21 protein-coding genes are annotated in these 23,432 nt (G+C 31.9%); 6 read left to right on the plus strand and 15 right to left on the minus strand.

Going from position 1 to position 23,432, the window contains the following annotated elements; genetic code table 11:
* Positions 1-77 precede the first annotated feature (77 nt).
* Positions 78-452, plus strand: a complete 375-nt coding sequence (locus Q0W26_RS06290; RefSeq protein WP_298523433.1) for a hypothetical protein — start codon at positions 78-80, stop codon at positions 450-452.
* 569 nt (positions 453-1,021) lie between these two features.
* Here the strand turns inward: Q0W26_RS06290 and Q0W26_RS06295 are convergent.
* Entirely contained in the window at positions 1,022-1,168 is a 147-nt protein-coding gene (locus Q0W26_RS06295) for a hypothetical protein (protein ID WP_298523434.1), read from the minus strand.
* 883 nt (positions 1,169-2,051) lie between these two features.
* Here Q0W26_RS06295 and Q0W26_RS06300 point away from each other — a divergent pair.
* Complete coding sequence (locus Q0W26_RS06300) at positions 2,052-4,871, plus strand: hypothetical protein (RefSeq protein WP_298523435.1); 2,820 nt, start codon at positions 2,052-2,054, stop codon at positions 4,869-4,871.
* A 335-nt stretch (positions 4,872-5,206) separates the two neighbouring features.
* Here the strand turns inward: Q0W26_RS06300 and Q0W26_RS06305 are convergent, their stop codons facing one another.
* On the minus strand, positions 5,207-9,295 hold the full coding sequence (locus Q0W26_RS06305) for a right-handed parallel beta-helix repeat-containing protein (RefSeq protein WP_298523436.1): 4,089 nt from the start codon (positions 9,293-9,295) through the stop codon (positions 5,207-5,209).
* Between the two features lie 484 nt (positions 9,296-9,779).
* Here Q0W26_RS06305 and Q0W26_RS06310 point away from each other — a divergent pair, with 484 nt between their 5' ends.
* Positions 9,780-9,950 carry a hypothetical protein gene (locus Q0W26_RS06310; protein ID WP_298523437.1) on the plus strand — a complete coding sequence of 57 codons (171 nt, stop codon included), beginning with the start codon at positions 9,780-9,782 and terminating at the stop codon, positions 9,948-9,950.
* 610 nt (positions 9,951-10,560) lie between these two features.
* Here Q0W26_RS06310 and Q0W26_RS06315 read toward each other — a convergent pair.
* The 10 genes from Q0W26_RS06315 to Q0W26_RS06360 form a co-directional block, all read right to left on the minus strand.
* Positions 10,561-11,064, minus strand: a complete 504-nt coding sequence (locus Q0W26_RS06315) for a hypothetical protein (RefSeq protein WP_298523438.1) — start codon at positions 11,062-11,064, stop codon at positions 10,561-10,563.
* 916 nt (positions 11,065-11,980) lie between these two features.
* Complete coding sequence (locus Q0W26_RS06320; RefSeq protein ID WP_298523439.1) at positions 11,981-12,424, minus strand: hypothetical protein; 444 nt, start codon at positions 12,422-12,424, stop codon at positions 11,981-11,983.
* 4 nt (positions 12,425-12,428) lie between these two features.
* On the minus strand, positions 12,429-12,866 hold the full coding sequence (locus Q0W26_RS06325; protein ID WP_298523440.1) for a hypothetical protein: 438 nt from the start codon (positions 12,864-12,866) through the stop codon (positions 12,429-12,431).
* A gap of 26 nt (positions 12,867-12,892) precedes the next feature.
* Positions 12,893-13,177, minus strand: coding sequence for a hypothetical protein (locus tag Q0W26_RS06330; RefSeq protein ID WP_298523441.1), 285 nt, complete (start codon positions 13,175-13,177; stop codon positions 12,893-12,895).
* A 579-nt stretch (positions 13,178-13,756) separates the two neighbouring features.
* Entirely contained in the window at positions 13,757-14,899 is a 1,143-nt protein-coding gene (locus Q0W26_RS06335; RefSeq protein ID WP_298523442.1) for a hypothetical protein, read from the minus strand.
* Between the two features lies 1 nt (position 14,900).
* The gene (locus Q0W26_RS06340) at positions 14,901-15,476 is read right to left on the minus strand and encodes a hypothetical protein (RefSeq protein ID WP_298523443.1); all 576 of its coding nucleotides are present in this window, start codon (positions 15,474-15,476) and stop codon (positions 14,901-14,903) included.
* Between the two features lie 4 nt (positions 15,477-15,480).
* Complete coding sequence (locus Q0W26_RS06345) at positions 15,481-15,753, minus strand: hypothetical protein (RefSeq protein ID WP_298523444.1); 273 nt, start codon at positions 15,751-15,753, stop codon at positions 15,481-15,483.
* Between the two features lie 472 nt (positions 15,754-16,225).
* Complete coding sequence (locus Q0W26_RS06350) at positions 16,226-16,783, minus strand: hypothetical protein (RefSeq protein WP_298523445.1); 558 nt, start codon at positions 16,781-16,783, stop codon at positions 16,226-16,228.
* Positions 16,776-16,991 (minus strand): hypothetical protein, encoded by a 216-nt coding sequence (locus Q0W26_RS06355; protein WP_298523446.1) that lies wholly within the window; start codon positions 16,989-16,991, stop codon positions 16,776-16,778. Before Q0W26_RS06355 ends, Q0W26_RS06350 begins: the two co-directional genes overlap by 8 nt.
* Before the next feature lie 156 nt (positions 16,992-17,147).
* Positions 17,148-17,744 carry a hypothetical protein gene (locus Q0W26_RS06360; protein ID WP_298523447.1) on the minus strand — a complete coding sequence of 199 codons (597 nt, stop codon included), beginning with the start codon at positions 17,742-17,744 and terminating at the stop codon, positions 17,148-17,150.
* A 684-nt stretch (positions 17,745-18,428) separates the two neighbouring features.
* Between Q0W26_RS06360 and Q0W26_RS06365 the strand changes: the two genes are divergently transcribed.
* A complete protein-coding gene (locus tag Q0W26_RS06365) occupies positions 18,429-18,872 on the plus strand; it encodes an ROK family protein (protein ID WP_298523448.1) in 444 nt (147 codons plus the stop codon).
* 75 nt (positions 18,873-18,947) lie between these two features.
* On the opposite strand, the gene Q0W26_RS06370 is transcribed toward Q0W26_RS06365, so the two are convergent.
* Both Q0W26_RS06370 and Q0W26_RS06375 read right to left on the minus strand, forming a co-directional pair.
* On the minus strand, positions 18,948-19,706 hold the full coding sequence (locus Q0W26_RS06370) for a hypothetical protein (RefSeq protein ID WP_298523449.1): 759 nt from the start codon (positions 19,704-19,706) through the stop codon (positions 18,948-18,950).
* 2 nt (positions 19,707-19,708) lie between these two features.
* Positions 19,709-21,037: an AAA family ATPase gene (locus tag Q0W26_RS06375; protein WP_298523450.1), complete on the minus strand. Its 1,329-nt coding sequence runs from the start codon at positions 21,035-21,037 to the stop codon at positions 19,709-19,711.
* 401 nt (positions 21,038-21,438) lie between these two features.
* Here Q0W26_RS06375 and Q0W26_RS06380 point away from each other — a divergent pair, with 401 nt between their 5' ends.
* Complete coding sequence (locus tag Q0W26_RS06380; RefSeq protein WP_298523451.1) at positions 21,439-22,329, plus strand: ROK family protein; 891 nt, start codon at positions 21,439-21,441, stop codon at positions 22,327-22,329.
* A gap of 87 nt (positions 22,330-22,416) precedes the next feature.
* A complete protein-coding gene (locus Q0W26_RS06385; RefSeq protein ID WP_298523452.1) occupies positions 22,417-22,605 on the plus strand; it encodes a hypothetical protein in 189 nt (62 codons plus the stop codon).
* A gap of 442 nt (positions 22,606-23,047) precedes the next feature.
* Here Q0W26_RS06385 and Q0W26_RS06390 read toward each other — a convergent pair whose 3' ends face one another.
* Complete coding sequence (locus tag Q0W26_RS06390) at positions 23,048-23,218, minus strand: hypothetical protein (protein ID WP_298523453.1); 171 nt, start codon at positions 23,216-23,218, stop codon at positions 23,048-23,050.
* Positions 23,219-23,432: the final 214 nt, after the last annotated feature.

Consider the following 23,432-nt stretch of genomic DNA (forward strand, 5'->3'; position numbering starts at 1 on the left):
GCATTTCCCATGTACATCGATATTAAAACAAAATACTAATTAGTGGACAGTCCCATAAAAAGATATTTTTAATCTGTTTGATACTGGCTGCAGTTATCGCTTCAATCGGAGTGGCATCAGCAATCAGCGAAGTAAATTTGCCTGACGGATATTCACTGGACGATTCACTAAAAGTAGAAAATGAAACAACCCAACTTTTCGGTGTTGACTGCATATATAATCGTCTCGTAATGGTCAACGGTGACAAAAACATCACTGTCGATACCTTCTTCCCTGAACAGGAAATTACCTTAACTCCAAGCAACGGTTCTGAAATGAAAAACATTGCTGGTGTTGACGGTCTTTATCAGGAAAAAGACGGACGTTACTTATTCATATATTCAGACAACAATCAGTTTGTACAGGTTGATTCACCTGAAGAAAGCTTGATTGAAGCAGTAATAGGCAAATAGGATCAATTAATGTTAGGCGATTAATTTTGCCTAACAGATTATTTTTTTTAAGAAAACATACCTCCCAATGCTGTTTTTAAAAACACCACCCCGGCCAAAAGAAATTGTTCGAATCGAAATATTCAAAAAAATAGAAATTCAACTTCAATGAAAAGTTAATATTAAGCGAAATCTCTCCATTGATGTTATTTATGTTTTTTAATTTAGCAGGAATTCAAATCAATATTGTTCAATTCATAAAGGTGTAAACCAAACAATATTTTCTTACAATTTGAATTCCTGCAGCAACCAGTTCTAAAATCCCGTGTATTTAAAAAATATTTTGGACTTCAACATGGGATTTAGGCGAACACAATAAATCAGTTCACCCATAATATATATGATTTAACAACTATTTAAACATAATGGTTCTTATCAACATTTCAAAAATTCATAATAATACTTAAAATGACCAATCCTAATCTTACACCTACCTTTTAACCTTAAAAGTCTTTTTGAGATTTCATTTCAGACATATTCCTTGAAACATTATCTTTTTGCCTGTTTTAATCTTTTTAAGTAAGTTTGACTTAATCGTTATTTTTGCAACACAATATGTGGTGTTTTTGCCTTGCAGGTTTTGGCATTGAATTTGAAAAATACCCCTTTCTAGTGACATCCTCACCTACTTTTGACAATATTCTTTGATCATCAATATCCAAATCATATTTTAACATTTTTGTGCAAGAATTCTCCGGCTTCTTTAAGCCGGAGAGGTTCAAAAAGTTAAATTTCACAGCAGTTATCTTCAGATTACAACTCTTAAAACCTTGATTAATAGTAAAATCAGAGCTACACAAAAAAATAATTTTAACTCAAAACATGATTCGCAAAATTTCATTTAAATTGATGATACTGAAAAACAAGAAATTGAACTGACCAACAGGGAAAATGCATGGCCAATACTAAACCAAGCATTTTCCCCTAGGAGTTCTTTTATAGAATAACAAGCCATTAGCCTGTTACAGAAACCTGAATTAATATTGTCCAGCTTAAAACTGGCCTAAACCAAACAATAATCCGTTTAATTCAAATTCCTGCTTCCACGAATAAGTGCAAACTATGAAAAGTATAATCAAAGTTTTTCAATTGAGGAAATAGATTTTCAGAAAACTTTTAAAGCTTTTCTAATTAAATGTTTGATTTGAGTAATATTTAAATGTGATGATTCCACACTTCATCTTTCAGAGAAAAAGATTCCTGCAGAGGATTTTGGTTTGAGGTGGTGAATGTTTTTTGTGATTTTTTACTAATCACCAACCATAATCGTCAAGTAAATTCGTTTTTTGTCCCAATCCTCAGAACGTTTGTTTCTGTGATTTGAGAAGTATAATTGATTTTTAAAAAACAATCGTCAAGTAAAATTCATGTTATTCGTCAAGTTACGAACATATTAAGTGCCAACGTATAATCCTCATTAAAATTACACAATTAAGACAAAAATACGATAGAAAATGGCATTTGATGCAGAATTATGAATACTTTAATGAACTGTTATACTCAGATTCTTCAAAAAAGCCATTAGAAAAAAATTAATATCTATCTCAACAAACTAACTGTATGAAAGACAGAAGACTAATAGGATTATTAATTATATTAGCAATCGTTATTGTCAATATGGGAGTCGTATCCGCATCTGACGGCAATAGCTCTTATTATGAAATTCCAGATGATGTCGACACCATTTCAGATACGATTGCCATTGAAAACAAAACCTTCGAAGCCATTGACTATGCAATCTGGCAGTCCGCTGAAGAGGATGTGATTGAACTTGACGGAACATATCTCTCAAACGGAAGCAGCATCACCATAGAACATTCCTTAACCCTGACAGGAATGGAAAATGGAGCAGTGCTGGACTTTGAAAACTTGGATGGCAAGATATGGTGCAGACAGGGAAACATCACTTTTAAAAACATCAAATTCATCAACGGAAATGCATCCCATGACAGTTGCATAAATGTGAACTTAAATACTCAGATGAACATAATCAACTGTTCTTTTGAATCAAACCACGGAAAACATGCAATCATCAACAGTGACGGGCATTTGACAATCAGCCAGTCATATTTTGCCGACAATACATATAGATGGTCATTAATCGATGCAAAGGATGTTGAAGTTAAAACCACTGAATTTATTAACATTACCGGAAGTAGTTCATACGGCAGCATATATGCACAATTCGGAAGCATGAAACTAGAAAATTGCAAATTCATAAATTCGATACTGAATACAGCAAAGGAAAGTACAATAAGCAATTGCTCATTTTTCCAAAGCATAACCTTTTTGGGAGGAATCGTTTCATCAAGCAAATTCACTAATGTGAATGCATCATATAAGCATGAGGGAACCATGAAAAGTTGTCGGTTTGTCAATTCAAGCTTAGAGACAATTGGAAATAATGTGCACATAATCAATTCAACATTTAGTGACTATAATAATTATGTGATTTTCATCAAATCAAACGACCTCAACATCACAGACTGCAGTTTCAGGAATTCCCGCGGCGCAATCTTCATAAACGGATATTCTATAGAACCCCCTGTGGGACATGGCATATCAGTTTCAAACTCAATATTTGAAAACCTTACAGAAAATGCACTCAACATGCCTATCCGCACCAAATATTCAACAGCTTTGCCTCCTTCACCTGCAAATAAACTGTCAATTAGCAACTGCAAGTTCGCAAACATGAAAGGAGGAATTCTTTGGAGCGCTTATAACATTCGAGTGTGCAATTCCACATTTGAAAATCTCTCAAACGACGGAATATTTTTATACGGGGACAATCCATATGTTGACGGATGTGTCTTCAACAATATCACATTGGATTATTATGCTGCAGGCGCAATATATTTCAATACATACCGTTATTCCCATAATGGACACATAAGCAATAGCATATTTACCAATATCAACGGAAGGGCAATGAGCAGCGACATAAGTAATTTAAATGTAATCAACTGTAGCATAAACAACATGTCCTCAACCAATACTTTGGGAGGTGCAAACATTATCAACTGTTCCGTATCAAATTCCCAGGGAGGATTCTCAATTATAAGATACCCTGAAAGCGCCAATACAACCTGCATAATAAACTGCAGCTTCATAAACAACACCGCGCTCCAATACGGTGACGTCCTAAGTATAGACCAATTCAATCAAAGTAGCGTCATCAACTCCCATTTCATCAATAACAATATGCGAACAATAGAATCAAACGCATGGAACTTTTCAGTTTATAATTCAACATTCATTGGCAACCATGGAACAGAAGGGTGTGCAATATACCATTACGGAACATCATTAATAGTTGATGGTTCACAATTCATTAGAAATAATGGCGAATACGCCGCAATCCAGGCCCATGGCTCTTCAATATTTACAAACAATATGTTTCTGGAAAATAATGCTGAAAGAACAAGCTGCATTGCTTTGCACAATCCCAACTGGAAAATCGAGAACTGCAGATTCATCAACAACACTGCATCAAACAACAGGGACGTTGAAGGATGTGAGAAAATGGTGCTAAGCCAAATAGGCAACTACTATGGAGACATAAGCCTGAAAGTCACCGTAACTGATAACCGAATAAATACTCCATTAGCAAACGAGACAATTGCAATATCATGGAATAATCACTTATATACATACAACACCCGATATAAACAGGACAAAACACTTTTAAATGATTTCAATACTTCAAATGACGGTACCGTAACAATAAAACTGAATAATCTTAATGCAGGCACATATGACCCATTTATCATAAACCTTCCTGAACACGAGTCACATGAAACAATCATTGTGAAAATCAAAAAGGCACCAATACAGATTGATGCTAAAAAGCTAACAACAACATACAATCCGAACGGAGATTATTCCGTTAAGATAATCAATTCCAAAACCAAAAAAGTCGTGCCAGGTATTGAAGTCACCCTGCAATCCGGAAGCAAAACATTCAAAGCATTCACCGACAAGAATGGAAATGCAAAATTCAGCCTATCAAAATTTTCAATCGGTACAAACAAGATTACAGTGAAAGTCTTAGATCCAAATGCCCTTGAAAAGAAATTAACAACCAGCATTACACTAAAAAAGGCAAAAACAATTGTAAGTGCTCCTAAAGTCACAAATAAAGTTAAAAAATCAAAATACTTTAAAGTGACCGTTAAGACATCTGATAAAAAAGTTTTAAAAAATACTTATGTTAAAATACAAATCGACAAAAAAACATATAAAATCAAAACAAATTCAAAAGGAATTGCACAGTACAACACAAAATCCCTGAAAGTCGGAAAACATAATGTCATAATCACTTCAGGTGATTCAAAATTCACCATGAATGCAAAATCAACAATTGTTATTAAAAGATAGAATTTTTCTATCTTTATTCTATTTTTTTACTCACAATTAAAAAAGGATGCTCATTTAAGGGAACTGAATTTGGCGTATCTTTGGGTACGAAATATTCGATGGGAATTGTGATGTCGAATGTTTTTAAAATATTTTTTAAGAATTGAGCGCAGCCACATTTCAAAGCAAGCATTCTACAAAATCGATTGATAATTTGACTACTTGTTAATACATCAATGAATATAATTTATGGACAAATTCATTTAAACGAAATATAAACTAAATAATGTTTGAAGTGATTGGGACATATAGATTAAGAATCTAAAAAAGAAAAAAAGAAGTAAATGCCGAAGCAATTACTTTTTGATTTTCGAAGTCTTTTTGACAGTGTCTTTCAGGTATGTTGCCTGATATGTCACTTTTTTGCCGACCTTGAGCTTTTTCAGGACAGATGATTTGATTGTGACTTTTGCAACACCTTTTTTGTTGGTTTTTGCAGTGTATTTCTTGCCGTTGAACTTGAAGGTTACCTTCTTGTTTTTGAGGTATTTCTTGTTGACTTTGGCAAGGGTTGCTTGCAGTACTAGTTTTTTGGCAGACCTTTTGACAGTAACTGTTTTCAGTGTTACGATGTGTTTAACTGTCAATGTTTTGGAAACAGTTTTTTCAAAGGAAGTTATTGTCAGCTTATATGTTCCAGGCACCTGTGTTACCTTGAAGCTTGCAATTCCATTTTTGATTGTCAGTGTCTTGAATGCTTTGTTGTTTGCCTTCACCACGACTTTGCCTGATCTTGCCAATACATCTTCATCAGAGTAGACTTTTATCGTATATGTCTGACCTGCACTGTATAGCACCTTAGCGTTGCTGGCACTGATTTTTGCATGATTCACATAGACTGTTGCAACAGCATCCTTTTCGAATGCCTGATAGTTTTCATCCCCTGAATATGCGAAAGTTATCAGGTAGTTTCCCTTATACTCAGACAAGTCTATCTTTAAGATTCCAACAACTATCTCTTCAACAGTCTTGTTGGTTTGAGCCAGAAACTCCATCAGTTCCATCCCTACATCAATGACTTCCACGATTTCGCCGTCAACATACACTGTCAGTGTTCCTGTTGCGTTTATCGGGAACTCCAGGGCAACGACCCCATCGTCGTCTGATACAATTTCTTCAGGTACCGGAATCTCTTCCGGAGTGAGATACATTTCATAGCTTCCAGATATGATGCTTTTGTCGAATTGGTCCCCTTCATAGTCAAATGTGACAATGTGCTTTCCTTCACTGAGTTTTGCGGTTGAGAATGTGTAGTCCACGATTCCCTCTTCAATGTCAGCCACACCAAATGTCTTTTTGTCTATTTTGACAATTAGAGAGTCGGTAATGTCTGATGCAAAGTCAATGTAGATGTTTGCATTACTTCCAACACTTACATTTTGAGAGATGATTACAGTCGGCCCTATATCGGCTGAATCATTGCCTGATAAGATCACATCCGGAAGGGAATTCTGATTAAATTCACACTTTAAAACGTTTCCTCCATAAACTGCCCCTCCAACTCTGCTAGCCTGATTTTTTTCGAAAATGGAATTGTCTATTGTCACTTCATTGTTTCCGGCAACATAAACGGCTCCACCGTTCTTTGCTTTGGAACCCATGAAATTTGAATTGATGATTTTTCCGTTTTTAGCGTTCCAGTAAACTGATCCTCCATTGTCCTTAGCGGTGGAATTTTCAAAATTGGAGTCGGATAAGGTTCCATTTTCACCATTCCAAAATACTGAACCTCCATTATCCGCCAGACAGTTTATGAAAGTACTGTTGATTACAGCATTATTGGCAACATCGCCAACATAAATTGCACCTCCACCATAAGTGCCATAATCACTGGAACGTGCGGAGCAATTGACGAATTCACAACTTTTTACAGTATTGTTGGAACAATCAATGCAAATCGCAGCGCCTCCATCTGAAGAGCAGTTAATGAATTTGCAGTTCTCAACTCTATTGTTGTGGCTGGAAAGTTCAATGTAAATCGCCCCTCCTATTTCCGCATTACAGTCTGTAAATTCACATCCGGTAATGTTGACATGTGTGGAAACGTGAATGTAGATGGCACCATATTCAGAGGAAATGTTTTTAAAACGGCAATTTGTAACATTACTTTCACGGGCGGTGAACATCATTGCAAAATTGGAACAGTTGACAAAGTCACAGTCATAGATATTTCCAATGCAGCCATATTGACATACAACGGCCTTATAGCAGTTGATGAAAGTGGAACCTGCAAGTGTGGATGAGCCTTCAAAGTGAATGGCGCCTCCGAACGCTTCAGTGCATGCGAAGTCTAAAAAAGTACAGTTTATAACATTTCCAGAACCCTCTATGGCACCACCGCAAATGTAACTGGAAGAATCACCGCAATGGGAAAAAGTACAGTTTATAACATTTCCCGAAGCATGTATTGCGGCTCCATAAATTGTACCACAGGAATCACCGCAATGGAAAAAAGTACAATTGACAATGTTAGATGAACCCGCATATATTGCGCCACCATATACCGAATCCAGACCTTGTGAACAGTTAGCAAAAAAGCAATTGGTAATATTACCTGAATTCATTGTAACGACTCCACCGTAAACTGTATCTCCGATGAAAGTACAATTATTGAAACTGCAGTTGGATATGCTGCAATTTGTACCGGAAACTACAATTGCCTTGTAATTTGCATTAAGAAATTCGATATTCTTTATAGTCACATTATTCGCATTGATGTTGAATATCCTTCCTTGAGCATCAGCATCAATTTTATGGCCCTGACCATCAATTGTAAATGCCTTGGAGATAGTAATTCCATCCTTAACGAAAACTTCACTTTTCAAATAATCCTTATCCAATTTTAAAGTGTCTTCAGGATTCATATCAAGGATTAAATCACGAAGGCCGTAAAAGGTATTGTCGTTTGCGGGATCTCTGACCGGACCGTTGCCGTTTAGTGTGCAGTTGATGAGAATTCCTCCATATACAATATCATATGTGACATCACTTTCAAACCTAGAGTTAGAGACTGTTACATTGTCCGCAGAAACATAGATTGAACTAGCAGCAGTCGCACGTGATTTGACAAAGTGTGACCCATCAATTTTTCCGTTTGCACTGTTCCAATAAATTGCACCCCCATTATCAGCAGAACAGTTTATGAAAGTACAGTTAGTTACAGTGTCATTGCAGTCATGAGCATAGATGGCTCCGCCGTTTTTAGAAGAGCAGTTCACAAAAGTACAATCGATTATATTGTCGAAACGTTCAACAATGTTGATTGCACCCCCTTCACCGTTAGATGAACAGTTGTCAAATCTGCACCCCTTAACGTCGACATAGGAATCATGAATGTAAATTGCAGACTGGGAATGGCAGTCTGTGAAAATACAGTCTGTAACGTTTCCGCCGTTACACCAGAAACTGATGGCACTATTTGAACATCTCTCAAATGTGCAATTGGAAATATTGCCTACACAACCATAATTGCAGCGAATTCCATATGGAGTGTCAATGAAATAAGAACCTGTGACATTTGATACACCGGTGAGGTGTACATCTCCAGCATATGAAAGAGAGTTGTTTGAAAAGGTACAGTTTATAATGCTGCCCGCACCTTCAATTGCACTTCCATAAAGTGAACCGCATGCCTCCGCACAATGGGAGAAACTGCAATTTATAATCCTGCCGGAGTTCAGATAGATGGCGCCCCCATAAACCAGATCGCAACCATATGAACAATTAGTGAAAACACAATTTACCACATCAGTGCCTGATACTCGTAAAGCTCCACCATAAACCGTTTTTTTAACATTCGGAACACAATCTGTGAAGCTGCAATTTACAATGCTTCCGGAACCAATTGAAATAACCCCACCATTTACCGTACCGTCATCACAAGAACAGTTTACAAATTCACAACCACTAATGCGGCAGTTAGAACCGCTAACAACAAATGCTTTGGAACCTGCATTATTCAATTTAATGTTCTTTAAAGTGACATCGTTTCCCGCAACATTGAATATCCTTGCCTGAAAATTACCATCAATGTAATGGCCCTGACCATCAATTGTCAATGTTTTGGCGATATTTATCCCGTTTTTATAATCCTCATCTGCAGAAGCATTATAAACATAATTCTTTACTAATTTTACTTCGCTATTTTCAGAACTGGCATTAATCAAATCATTCAAGTCTTTAAAGTCATAAACCTCCTTATCCATCAATATTGAATCAACACCAGTTTCTAACCTTTCATTAGAATCATCAACAGATGACTTAAAATTTAAATCATCACTAACTGCCAGATTATCGTCACAAACATCCTCCGATGCACTGACAGTACCTATTGTTAAAATAGCCAATAACAATAACGTTATCAGCATACCTCCCTTAAATCTCATAATTGAACAACTCAAAATTATAACTTAAATTAATATAATACTATTTTCAAATAAACAATATTTAAAATTTAAGATAAAACATTTACTTTCCTCCACATTTTTTGAAAAAATCGGAAAAAACATGAGTTAAATCCAATATGCATTGTCAAATAATACAGTTAAACTAATTTATATTTGCAAATCTTTTTTAAATTTTGGGCAGTTCTGTCCAATGTTTGATTTGGATTTTGGGAAAATTTTTTAAAAATTGGAGAGGTTCATAGAAAATCTGATTCAAGATTTTGATGTGGAGAATAGCTTTAAATGTTTATTTTTTAAAATTAGATAAATGTATTTTGTTTTTTAGTAAATACTTACCATAAAGTTTAAATATCATGTTTTTCTCAGAGCAATTTTACGAAATGGCTTCAACAATCTTCAAATAAGATTTAATACAATATATAATCTGAAATAGGCCTCTAATTTAAAAAAGGAGGTGGTAAGTATGGACCTTAATTTAATCGATACTTATTCATTATGCATCACCATTTCTTTTGAATTGAATGATGTCTCCATCCCTTTAGATTACCAAAAAAGAGGTGAGAACAATGGAGATAATTGTGCTCTTGCTGGCGACATATTATCAAAACATATTAATGATATTAATGATTGCTAGAAAAATGAGAGCATAATATCTCTTTAAATTCACCTCATTATAATGTAATTGATTAAAATCTATTTCGATGATGGACTTTTAGAAAATTCATTCCCCCAAAATGATTTTCGCCGAGGCCTTTTTGCCTGAGAAGAACACTAATCAATTACACTTCTTAAAAATAATTACATTTATATATGACATTCCAAATACATTAACACAAGAGAGTTATCTCCAAGTGAGAAAACCTCAAACCGGTAATTTAATAGGTTTTAATGTCTAAGGGGAATGTATTGTGAGGTAAAACTCACAATATAGGCATTAATCTAACTAATTTTAAATACTTATTTTTAAAGACCTTCACATGCATAGTCTTGTACTATTTGAGAATTAACCCGCATGTTTTTGCCATTTCTAGTATTTGGAGTTAAACATATCTTCTTTAACTCATAGTACCTACTTTTAATGTACTTTGTATTATTATTTTTCAAACATTGGAAAGTTCCATACAGAATTTATCCAAAATGGTTAAATGAGCCTCTCCAACGTATGTTTTCAGTAGAAATATTCAAAACCAAAAATAATGCATAGAAAAAATAGTAAAAGGAGGTGAAACACCCCCATATTCAAATCATTTTAATTTCAATGTTGAAATGATCTTTGCGGTTTCATCCGGATATGGGGTGCTTATGTCTATTATTGTTTTTGAATCCTTGTCTTCAAAAGAAGCGACATATCTGGCATCTCCGATATGTTCACCCACATCGGCGGTTATATCGTATACGACCACACCATCAATATTCTGTGAGGAGAGATTTCCGAAATAGTCCAAATATTCATTCACCCATTCCCCATAGTCAGAATCATCTAAAGCGCTGAAATTATATATCTGCACATCATATCCTGACTCATTTTCATCGACATACCACTTGGCATCCAATCCTTCTTCACTTGAACTGTTATACAATTTGAATTTTGTCACGTTTGTTGTATTGAATGTTATATTGTCCAATTCAACTACGTTGTCCTGTGCCTGGCCAAACAGACCATCAAAGAGCCCTGCACTAACAGCGCTAATGGAAGCGACGATTGCCACGGCAATCAGAAAAATCAATAATACTCTTTTCATGTTCATTTTTTAACCTCCTAATTGGTTAATTAAACATTTAACGCCCACACTATTTAATATATATGGATTTAATCTTTTGATATGCAATTAAGATAAAAAGACACATAATTTTAAATTTAAATAAGAAGAACATGTTAAATCAAATCTTTTAGAACAAAATATTATGTTAATAAATTAATTGTGCAGTTTTTTATATCTTTAATAATTCAAAAAAAATTCATAATCATTGGACTAATAATTCGTTAATTTATTAAATTTTTTTCAACCGTCCGAAAAAATCGGATGCTTGAAAATATTTTTATTATTTTACATTTTTTAATGACAATGCTCATAATTTAACTTTTAAATAATTAAAAAATATTAATATACAAAATTTTAAAAAAAATGTTTAATATACTTTAGTTTAAATTTAAAATCAATAGTTTAACACAAGTCATTACTGTTTGAATGGTTCTGCTTTTGGAGAAAGAACTGATTGAATAAGACGCAATAATTCTCTGGTTGTGGCAACATGTGGCAACATCTGTTTCACACATTTTACCCTCTTTAGCAGGCATTTTCAACCTGTGACAATTTGTCACACTTTCATTAGATTCTCAGCCAATATTTTTGTTTGAAATGAAATCAATTCTACAAATAAATAGCAATTTTAGAAACACGAAGCAATTTTTAGGCAAATTTATCAACGTATCTTTTAGTGAAAAAGATTCATCATGTTGAGTTGGTGATTGGTGGACGAATGTTTTTTATTTGATGTTTTTCATTAAATTAGACAATTCCGTTTTTAAATGATTTATATGCAGTTAAAAATTTGCCAATTATTTATATTTAAAAAAAGAAGCATTATCATGGATTAAATCCATGAAAATCTTAAAATAAATAATGATTACACATAGGACCATTAAAAGTTAATTAAATACCATTAATTAAATTTCAATAAGTTTACTATGAAAATTGCATTTTCGATGGCATCAGTAACTTCAATTTCTTTAAAAATTGAAGTTTCATCATAATCTGCTTCAACACGATTATTAAATAAGTCTTCCAATTTATAAGAAGCACTGAAAAATTCACGTTTCAGAGATTTTTGGTCCTTAGCAATTTTCCTCAGTTCTCTGAAAACCTGAACATGTTCACTTAATCCACCAATATTCTGCATTTTGCCGGTTTCATAATTAAATTCGCGAGTCTTGAAATTATGATTAATCTCTAGCCAAGACTTTGCATGATGAAAAGCAGAATAATAAATCCTACTTACAATAGTCTTATACAGACATTGATATTTACGATTGGCTAAAATGTCTTTATTTCGCCACAAATTTTGACAAAAAGGGATTAAATAATCAAAATCAAATGAATCGTCCATATCATCACCTGCATAATATAATGGACAAATCATCTAATATAAACCCTATTTTTTCAGAATCAACGAAATCATAGACCTCCCCGGAAATATCATCCCAATATTGATTTAATTCTTTAGAAGACACATCATTAGGTACTTTAATCCTGAAAGAAGGATTGAAACCCAAATGAACATTTTCATGAAATTTCATTTCACTTAAACCATATTTTGGAATAATCTTTTTAAGAAATTTTTCTATAGATTTTATAGCGTCTTCGTACATGAAATCATATTTGTTATTTGGAAAACTTTTTAATAATGTAATATCAACAATATTTGAATTTGATTGGACAATGGAATAAGGATATTCAGATCTACTCTTTTCTAAAAATGGGTTTACAACATTTTCATGAAAATCATTAACATCAGTTTGTACAGTCATGGTTGTTTCGTTAAAATTCATGAAATTACCTCTTAATCATTTTTTATTTAAAATATCTTCTTAATTTTGTCAAATGAACTTGCATTGTTTAAATCTACAAGAACCTCATTATTTTTTTGTTCCTTGTCATTCCTATAATTAAATGAAATTATCTCTTTTTTATTTTCATCATCTTTATCAGATATCAAAAGAGCTAGAGAAATTACAGAAACTTCGCCTCCAAATGCTTCTTTAATTGAATTCAAAAAGTTTTCATCAATTTTTTCAGAGATATCAAAATTTTTTTTAATAAATTGGGTAGGTATAATATCTTGTTCTTTATCATTTCCCATAAATATCAATCCTCTTTTCTTTAATTTGCATTTAAAACGATTAAGAGAAATATTTGGATTTATTCAAATGACTGAATAATTCAATATATATTATCTCTTTACTTACTTATAAAACTGCATATGGATACAACATTTGCAGTTTAATCAATGGATTCAAATCCGACCATAAAATAATGCTTTTCGCAATTTAAACCCATAAGTAATTATATTAAATTATGTTTTAAGACATATAAATACTTTTATTTACTTTAATGGCGATTTAAGAAACACGAAGCAATTTTTAGGCAAATTTATCAACGTATCTTTTGTTCAAAAAGATTCGTTAATGTTGAGTTGGTGATTGGTGGGCGAATGTTTTTAAAATATTTTTGAGGAATGTGCACAACCATATTTCCAATCAAGCATTCTTCAGAATCGATTGATAACTTGACTAGTTGTTAATACCCCAATGAATATAATTCGTGTACAAATTCATTTAAACAAAATATGAAATAAAAAAAATCAGTTTTTGGCGAACACTTTCAAATTAAAAAAATTAGAGAAAACTGCTAGAATTTCTAACAATTCCCTAATACTTATTCAAACTAAAGACAATTGACTTGGATAATTATCATTTAAATCTTGTTTAAGGCCTTCCTTTTGATAGAAATAATTATTTAGTTCCCCTTCTTTAATTCGTTGCCTTGAAAATTCAAATTCGCGAGTAGAAGCATAAACTTCATGAATTTTTGAAAAATCATTCAAAACTGAATTAATGGACTTTTGACGAGAAACAAATTTTGATAAATCCTCTGTCAGTTCCTTGAAATTTTGAGCCCTGCAAATTGGACAGTCACAAATCAAATCCCCATCATGAATTGATTCACTGATTTTTGGAATGGTGACTTTTTCCTGATTGAAATATCTGGTATCAAGTGTTGGTTTATTTTTAATCTGGCCTCCACCCATTGGTATTTCAACAGATACCGTATCAACACCATATCTTTGAAGCACATGAACTTGACTTGTCGGAACATTACTGTTCCAGTTTGCCCTTTTGGATGAAGAGCAATGAACCCAGAAATCCCTATCTGAAAATGATGCCAAAGTCATTAGATTAGGGCGAAATTCCCTAATTGAAGCAAATTTAATTCCGATTGCGTGCAACATTCCTTCATATTCATTTAAAAGATTTAATTTATTTTTAAATAGTGTAGGGTCTTGGCTCAAGTTAAGATAAGGCATGAAAACGACATTCGGATTAATATGATATACATAATCCCAATATTTCTCAAAATTTTGCTTAAAGTCATCCACACTCGCATCATTTTCAAGTTCTGGAAGTGAAATGATATTTAAGTTAGACTCCAACTGCAAATCAATGAATGATCGAATATCATTATCATTTAATTGTATGTCCCTTGGGATTTGTGGGAAAAACTTGACCAGAGACCGGTTTACTAAAGTGTCGCTGTGCGCATTGATTTCTGATATTTTACGGCTGAAAACCCCATTCTTTTTGTGTAAATCACTGACATTATTGATTGTATATCTTTGTGTGATTTCAAAAACGGGATTTAAAAAAGGTCCATCAAAAGCGATGTTTTTCTTGCCATTCAATTCAGTTGAAGTAGGTGCCTTATTGGGCGTTTCAAAAGAGCCTTTCTTGGAATACACCTTTAAAACTCTGCCTTTTAATTCCTCACCATGTTTAACAGAGACCTTCTTAATAATAGATTCCATATCATTCATCTCCTAAAACATCGTCCCTAATCTCTGAATTGACAGTATAAACAGGATAGTCAGTGTATACTCTTTTAAGAATACCTTTGTTGCCCCATTGATCCCAACCAATTCGAGTGAATTTGAGTTTATTTATTTTATCGTCAGGTAAGGTTTCTATAAGTTTTTCTGCTTCGATTTTTCCTTTTTCATTTAATTTTATTTCATATTTGCCTGCTGAGTACTCGATTGTTAACAAATCATCCATTGAATCCAAGGTTTCATCCAATATTTTGCTGTATGGACCATATTTATACGGAATAAACTGAAGAGATTCAAAATCCAATTCCAATTCATAGGACAGTTCTTTTTCAAATAAGAACGCCTCTTTCATTAACAATAATCTTTTAAGAGGAATTTCTGCATCAACACCCAATAAAAGTAAAATCATTTCTTTAACAGAGTATCTTTTACCTTTTGTTAATTTATCATAACATTTGGGATTAACAGTAGTGAATTCACCTTCATCACAGACTTCCATATGTATTTCCCGTCCGTTAATATTCTTTTTTACTTTACGAATATTTCTAGAACTCATGATTTCACCTCTCTCCAATAACTGTTATAATAATCCATGATACACACTCTGTCCATCCAGAATATTCTTTCTTAAAGACAATCTTAACATTATTGCCTTTCCAAGTACTGCATCTTTCAAATTTATTCTTTTCACGTTTATCCTTCAAACAATCTTCGGAATATTCCAGAATTTGGATAATATCCCAAATACCCATCTGCATCTCAAATGCTTTCTCACAAGCATGATCAGTCAAAATAACAGGCTTATTTTTCCAAATATGCAAATAAGAATCCATCTAAAAACTCCAACTTATTTATTATATCTCAAAAACATATTATTTAAAATTTAATGAGAATTATATAATATTCTATCTTCAATTAATAAAAGATTATTCCGAGAGCGTTTGAAAAGTATTCGCGATAAATCAGCACGGTATTACAAATTCAAAGCAATTTTGGAAACACGAAGCAATTTTTAGAAGAATTTATCAACGTATCTTTTGAACCAAAAGATTCGTAAGTATGTAGTTGGTGATTGGTGGGCGAATGATTCTTTCAAACAATATACAAAAAATAAAATTATAATACAATTTAACATCTATATTAATAATATTAACTCATTAAATAGCTATAAAACAATGATTAAATAATTACTAACTATCAACAACAAATAACTCTTCAATATTATCAATAGAAATTACTTTTATATTAGCCCAATGAACCCACACATTAGTTGAATCCTCCAGAGCAATTAATTCTAACTTTTTTTCAATGAATTTCTGTGGTGCCAAAGCTATAATGTGAGGTTATCAATAACTTATTAGAATCATTATAAATTTTATTCAAATTATCAAGATCATGATCTTCAAAATATCTTTCACTAATCTTATTTTCAGATACAAATCCTTTAAAACCCCAAAAAGCGAAAACATCAACAGTTCTTTCACTTTTATTTCCACAAATTTCAATAAAGCAATCTAAATCACTCATATACCCATCATAATGAGAAAATTTTGAATTTAAATATTTGAAAACTAACAATTCCAAAAAAGTTCCCCTAACCTCCTCTTTAGAGATTTCACCATCATAAAGACTATGGAATAAACTTTTAAGATAATCATAGGATTCTTTTTTAGAGTACCTCGCATGTGATTTAAATTTATTAATTAGTTTATCAACTAATTTTAGATTACCATACGTAATCAAGGTAAGAATATCCATGAAAAGGTCATCATTCAAATTATCTAATGAAAAATCAACCAATTCATTAATATTTTTATCTTTATAAATCTCATGTGAATTATGTGATGGAATAGATTTAATCATTTTTATTTTCCTTAATTTGATCAACTATATTTGGTATTTTTGCACCAAGGAAAAAAGAAAACTTTTCCATTGAGTCATTTATAAATTTCTCAATTTTATCATCATCTAATAAAATTTTATCATTTAATTTATCGTGCCCTGAATCCTCTAATTTTAAAATTGCAATTCCTACCCAATTTAAAGAAATCGGTTGGTTAATCGCCCTCATCGTATATTCCATTATGAATAATGAAGTAGTATCCGTAGAAGGAACAAGAGAAGTATTAAACTTTGCAATTGAATCTATTCTAGTATCTTAATTATATTATTAAATGATGAAACATCAAGTTTTTCAGTGTATAATTTAATAATTTCATAATTCATTTTAGATACCCACATTATCAGTTATTAATTCGAAAGGATAAATATCATCAGATTGAAGATTTTTTGAATTAGATTCATCAGTTATAGTAAATTTAAGTTCAAAATCACCTTCTTTAACAACGGTAATTGAATCATCATACAATTTATATTTTTCAATTCTACGTTCAATTTGGAAAAATGTTTCATATGCTAATTCTATATCTTTATCTTCAATAACTCCTTCCATAAGAATTAAAGAAATTTCAAGAATGTATTTTAATTCATCAAAATCTTCTTGATTTTTTATATTCAGATTATCATTTAATTCTTCAAAATAGGAATTAATAATTTTAATTAATGATTTTGAAAAATCAAACATTTCAGAGTTATTCTTATGATAATCTGCCAATTCCTCAAACATCTCAATATATTTTAAATTAAATAGATTTAATGCTAATTTACTCAAATTTAACAAAGATCTATTATATATCTTTTCTATTTCATTTTCGAATTGAGGATTAATTAATATAGAATTTTCAAAATTATTTTGAATATTATTATAAAATGTAATCATATTTGATAATTCATTCTCATTTATAAGTTCTGTATTTATTTCCATAAGTTAACCCTCCTTAAATTATTTATTTTATTAAATAATTATAATTCAAAATTTTTATTAAATAAACTAAAAAATCGATTATAATTATATCCCTAATTATAATTCGCAAAGCATATAAATCTTCCTAATTTAATTTCAAAAAAATTCAAAAAACCTTTAAATTAAAATAATGTAATTTATTTTAATACAATACATTTAAAAAGGAATAAATAAAGTAATTATAATCATAATACCAATAATAACTCTTTAATCCTATTAACCACTGGGGAATTTTACCAACTCAGAATTTTATCTGCAACTTCCCATATTCTTGCAGGTGCCTTTGACTTTCCCAAGGTTTTATTGCTAAAATTTTTTTATCATACTTTTTAGCAATATTCATTTCATTGTTAATCCAATTTCTGTTTTCTTCAGACACCTGCATCCATTCAATGATATACAACATATGATGTTGACAGCTACATGGTCTTAGGGAAGTAGTGTAAAAGCAAACAACTCATGCATTTATGGTATCATTGTTTGATAAACATACATTTCCAACTAATTAACAATGAAGCAGATTCGATTTCAATCATAAAATTCACACCATTTTAGATTTCCTCAAATATTTCACAAAAACCTAATCCTGACCTCATCAATAAATCATTAATATCCTAAAGAAGAAAAACATTAACTATATTGGGGATGATTAGTCTTATATTCAGTGAAAGATATTTGGCGATAGATGTTGGAGGAACAGAAATAAAATATATCCTCACCGACAGGAGTGCGGAAATTGGCGAAATCAATTCAGTGAAAACAGATAGGGGTGAGGGGGAACTCTTCAATTCATTGGATGAAATAATCGCTCCCCTCATCAGGGACATCAACGGTATTGCACTTTCATTTCCAGGCAAAATCAATGCAGATGAGGGAATCGCACATACTGCAGGAGCATTCAGATGGATTAGCAATTTGGACGTGAAGACAATTCTTGAAGAAAAATATTCAAAGCCCGTGTGGATTGAAAACGACGGCAAATGTGGGGCGCTTGCGGAATTCTGGAAGGGAAACCTGTCTGATGTGAAAAAGGGCGTGTTCATCAGATTTGGCACAAAATATCCCTATACACAAAGAATGCCAACATGAAATTACTTAAAAACTCTTAACTTCGTAAGATTGTGGCAAAGTAGAAAAATTTAATGCAAATTTTGGATTTTTTAGTTAAATATCTGGAATAAATTCTAATTTGTTAAGAAATTTTTCCTCAAAATCTTTTTTCTTAATAATGCTTGTTTCTATATGGGCAACCTTTTCAAAATGTTTATAGTTATCCTTTAGTTTATTTTCAAAAGAAAAATGATTATTTGGAATATTTGGATTGTCATTTGCAAAAACAAGGATAAATCTCTTATTTAATTTTAACAACCAATCTATAAACTCTTCATGTGTTTTGTTAAAGTCCGGGCGGTTATTTTTATAATGTTGAAAAAGTTTCGGCAATATGAAAAATAATGATTCGGTTGTTTTTAGTTTTAATTTACAGATCCGTTCGTCTTCATAATGGGACTTGATATTGTCTAATGAATTAAGAGTATGAGAAGTTATCGGACAAAAATCTTGCTGATAATAACAATGATTGTTGTTTAATGACTCTTTTATAGATTTTAATTCTTTTTTATAATCAGCAGCGTGCAATGGTACATTTTTGAATTCAAAAAAATATAATGCATTATTTTCATTGCCTATAATAAAATATAGTCCATCGGCGGATGCAGGTAAATTACTTCTTCGGCCATTTGATTTTGTATAGATGTTTTTACAAATATTATCAAAGTTAAACAGCCTGAATCTTGAATCTTCAATTAATGAATCTGAAACATTAACTATGTTATCATATGAGACTTCAGCATTTTCATGGAAATTACTTAAATCTTTGCAATAATTTAAAATTTCTACAAAATCATCATCAGTGAAACTCATGATTACCCACCCAAATCATCTCTCAGTTCTGTTTCAAATCGTATTGAGTTAAGAGTTTCAAAAGGATATCCAAGAGTATTGTAAACTTCAAAAATGTCTTCATCATCCATTAAAATGTAGTCATATTTGTTTTTATCTTTAACTTTTTCTGTTAAATAGAAGTTAGTTTGATTATACATTTTATAATATTTAGAATAAACTTCAATAGCCTCAGCTAAGAATGGGCTGTGAGTATTGATATAAGTGGTGATATTTAAATCTTTAGCCAATAAAACTAAAATTTCGGCTAATTGCACTTGAAATCCAGGATGCAGGTGAACTTCAGGCTCATCCAATATTAAAAAACTGTTTTCAGTCAGTTCACGATTTTTTAATAATAATTGTATAACTCCTAATTGTTTCAATCCAGAAGAGGTGTTTTCCATTGAATAATCTTCACCATCTTTTTCAAGCATGAACCTTTTATTTTCTTCATCATATTTGAAATTGCCTCCAATCATATCATCGATTTTTCTTTTAAAAACATCCAAATCGTTATAGTAATCATCGTCATAAATGCCTTTATTACGTGTATTTTTGAGTTTTCTGTTAAGTTGCTGAATATGATATGGATATCGCTCATCAATAAATTTATTTGATTCCTCAATACTCTGAATTGCTTTTTCATTATCGAATTCAAGAATAGATAATGAATCGACATATACAATATTTTCAAAATTAAGATGCTTATATAAATCTGTATTTACTTTTCCACTTCTGGAATGTTCTTTAATAAGAATTTCATTAACAATTGGTTGTCCCCCAACGACTCCCTTGAAAGTTACGTGAGTATCTTTTTTTAGAGAAAATGCATATTCTGAATCTAAAAGGGAATTGAATATTTTAACGTATTGTGACTCTCTATTTTTATTAATTCTAATTAATTCTTGAACTCTTTTTAATTGTTGGAGATACATTTCTTTTAATGGAGGAGAATTAATTTTTTTAGATAAATCATATAACATATGACAAATATCATCGAACAAGTCATTAGAAGAAGGTTTATTTAATAATTCTTCAATTGGATTTAGATCACTACTGTTTATTGTTTCATCTTCAAAAAAGTTTAAACTTAATAAGTAATACAATCTATTAAGTCTATTTTTGATATCCATATTGGCCAAATATATTCCTTCCTTGGAAAGAGAAGTTAAAAGACAAAATAAAAACTTACTTGAAGTAGATTTGCCAGTGCTATTTTTACCAACAATAACATTGATTTTTTTAATATCCAAATTTGCCTTATTTATTGGTCCTAAATTTTCAATTTCCAATAACATTTCAGCATCCATAATATTTACTCCATTTTTAGTTTCTTATTTAGATATTATGAAACAAGACATATATAAACTTATTTAATATCTTGAAATCAAAAATTTCCAATAATGAAAGCATATTTTTAAAAATACTTCGAAGTGAGGGCAATTTTATGAAGTGAGAGCAATTTTATGAAGTGGAGACAATTTTAAAAGGAATTTAATATAATTTGGATTTTATGAAAATCATATTTTTATCATATGTAAAGAAATTAATCCTATGTTGAATCATCAAAGCAGAATTCTATTTGATTGCCTGGCTAAATTTTAAAGTTCACGTCATGTAATCATTCAAGAGACATTCACAAAAACATAATCTGGATACCATCAATAAATCATTAATATCCTAAAGAAGAAAAACATTAACTGTATTGGGGATGATTAGTCTTATGTGCAGTGAAAGATATTTGGCGATAGATGTTGGAGGAACAGAAATAAAATATGTCCTCACCGACAGGAGTGCTGAAATTGGCGAAATCAATGCAGTGAAAACAGATAGGGGTGAGGGGGAACTCTTCAATTCATTGGATGAAATAATCGCTCCCCTCATCAGGGACATCAACGGTATTGCACTTTCATTTCCAGGCAAAATCAATGCAGATGAGGGAATCGCACATACTGCAGGAGCATTCAGATGGATTAGCAATTTGGACGTGAAGACAATTCTTGAAGAAAAATATTCAAAGCCCGTGTGGATTGAAAACGACGGCAAATGTGGGGCGCTTGCGGAATTCTGGAAGGGAAACCTGTCTGATGTGAAAAACGGCGTGTTCATCGGCCTGGGCACAGAGATAGCTGGCGGAATAATACTTGACGGGAAGCTCTATCGAGGGTCTTTTGGATGTTCTGGGGAGTTTTCAAGCATGCTTGGCCGGCTTAAGAATCCCGACAATGAGGAGCGCTTCGGTAAGATCGGCGGTTATAAAAACCTGATTGGATCTTATGGCAGTACAGGCCATGAGTTCTTTGAAAGGTATCACGGTGGAGATGCAGGTGCCAGAAATGCCTTAAAGGAGTACTCAAGGACAGTTGCGGCCGGAATCGTCAATATCCAGTCCGTACTGGACGTGGAGAAGTTCTGCATCGGCGGCGGGATTTCAGCTGAGGATGTGCTGATTGATGAGATACGCCAAAGCCTTCGGGAATTCGTTACAGTCAAATCGGCTGAAGCGATTAGTGAGCCTGCAATCGAGAAATGCCGTTTTGGAAATGCCTCCGGATGTGTTGGGGCGTTATATAATTTTTTGAGTAGGGAAAAACTTATCTGAATTCTTGCACATTACCATCTGGTTTCAAGAGAATGTTTTCACAGGCAAATCTTTAACAATTTGACAAATACAGAACTCGTACTAAATATGCTTGCTGAAGTTTCAACAACTAAAATATCCAAAAAAGAAAATCCTCGCGGATTTGATGAAAGCAAACCCATTGCTAAACGAGGAGGAAAAGTTGCTGCAGGAGCCCGTGAAATTTTAGAAAAAGAATTGGGCGAATCTGTAATTAGTACAGATAATGCGAAGACCCCCAAATTATTGGATAAATAGTTGTGTAATTTATTAAATTTTGTTCAGCCATACGAAAAAATCGTATGACTGAAATTTTTTTAGTTTTATAATTTTTTTGCCGACAATATATATAATTTTAAATTTTTAATAATCAAAATATATATTAAATAAATTATTTCAAATAATTTGTTTAATAATAATTGGTTTAGATTTAAAATAATTTGTTTAATAAATGTTATGTATTATTTCTTTCAAAACTAAAATCTTACCAACAAGATTGAACTATCTAAACCTCACAGATGCAGAGCAGCTTTTCATAAGGATTTACATTATGTGAATGATTGTTCAAATTACATGGCAAACAAATATTAGGTAAACTCCTAGTCAATATAACAAAATTTGAAAGAGAATTTGCCGCACTAAAAAAGAAAATAAATTTCTAAAAAAAGGATAAAAATATGGGAAATATTTATTTTAATGATTATTTTTTCAAACTAATCTTTTCACGCCTCTCACGTAAACGTTTTGCATCCCTTATAGCAGCATTACGTCCCCTAAGCATTGCTTGACCTTTGTTTAAGCGAGAAGTTCCTTTTGAGTAAGAACCAATATCTTCATCCCTAACAATGAATCTTGAAACCATATAAAACACCTATTTAATAATATTTATTCAGGACATATTTAAAAACAACTAAAAATTAATCATAGAATTGAATTCGACTTTTTGTAACAACACACACATCAATATCTCCTCCAACATTCACCAAGTCAAATGAATATCCCCTTTTGAAGAAACAATTAAAATCAAAAATTTTCAATGTCGTCAACTTAATTTTTGATTTCATGTTTTTTTCCTGATTTTTATG

The sequence above is a fragment of the uncultured Methanobrevibacter sp. genome, assembly GCF_947169325.1.
Taxonomy (GTDB): domain Archaea; phylum Methanobacteriota; class Methanobacteria; order Methanobacteriales; family Methanobacteriaceae; genus Methanocatella.

Coding starts and splice junctions, on each gene's coding strand:
- Q0W26_RS06350 (WP_298523445.1), bottom strand. CDS start 16,783: ATGATTAAATCTATTCCATCACATAATTCACATGAGATTTATAAAGAT.
- Q0W26_RS06325 (WP_298523440.1), bottom strand. CDS start 12,866: ATGAATTTTAACGAAACAACCATGACTGTACAAACTGATGTTAATGAT.
- Q0W26_RS06320 (WP_298523439.1), bottom strand. CDS start 12,424: ATGGACGATTCATTTGATTTTGATTATTTAATCCCTTTTTGTCAAAAT.
- Q0W26_RS06365 (WP_298523448.1), top strand. CDS start 18,429: ATGATTAGTCTTATATTCAGTGAAAGATATTTGGCGATAGATGTTGGA.
- Q0W26_RS06375 (WP_298523450.1), bottom strand. CDS start 21,037: ATGGATGCTGAAATGTTATTGGAAATTGAAAATTTAGGACCAATAAAT.
- Q0W26_RS06310 (WP_298523437.1), top strand. CDS start 9,780: ATGGACCTTAATTTAATCGATACTTATTCATTATGCATCACCATTTCT.
- Q0W26_RS06370 (WP_298523449.1), bottom strand. CDS start 19,706: ATGAGTTTCACTGATGATGATTTTGTAGAAATTTTAAATTATTGCAAA.
- Q0W26_RS06345 (WP_298523444.1), bottom strand. CDS start 15,753: ATGGATTCTTATTTGCATATTTGGAAAAATAAGCCTGTTATTTTGACT.
- Q0W26_RS06360 (WP_298523447.1), bottom strand. CDS start 17,744: ATGGAAATAAATACAGAACTTATAAATGAGAATGAATTATCAAATATG.
- Q0W26_RS06305 (WP_298523436.1), bottom strand. CDS start 9,295: ATGAGATTTAAGGGAGGTATGCTGATAACGTTATTGTTATTGGCTATT.
- Q0W26_RS06295 (WP_298523434.1), bottom strand. CDS start 1,168: ATGTTAAAATATGATTTGGATATTGATGATCAAAGAATATTGTCAAAA.
- Q0W26_RS06355 (WP_298523446.1), bottom strand. CDS start 16,991: ATGAGGGCGATTAACCAACCGATTTCTTTAAATTGGGTAGGAATTGCA.
- Q0W26_RS06340 (WP_298523443.1), bottom strand. CDS start 15,476: ATGAGTTCTAGAAATATTCGTAAAGTAAAAAAGAATATTAACGGACGG.
- Q0W26_RS06315 (WP_298523438.1), bottom strand. CDS start 11,064: ATGAACATGAAAAGAGTATTATTGATTTTTCTGATTGCCGTGGCAATC.
- Q0W26_RS06300 (WP_298523435.1), top strand. CDS start 2,052: ATGAAAGACAGAAGACTAATAGGATTATTAATTATATTAGCAATCGTT.
- Q0W26_RS06335 (WP_298523442.1), bottom strand. CDS start 14,899: ATGGAATCTATTATTAAGAAGGTCTCTGTTAAACATGGTGAGGAATTA.
- Q0W26_RS06385 (WP_298523452.1), top strand. CDS start 22,417: ATGCTTGCTGAAGTTTCAACAACTAAAATATCCAAAAAAGAAAATCCT.
- Q0W26_RS06330 (WP_298523441.1), bottom strand. CDS start 13,177: ATGGGAAATGATAAAGAACAAGATATTATACCTACCCAATTTATTAAA.
- Q0W26_RS06380 (WP_298523451.1), top strand. CDS start 21,439: ATGATTAGTCTTATGTGCAGTGAAAGATATTTGGCGATAGATGTTGGA.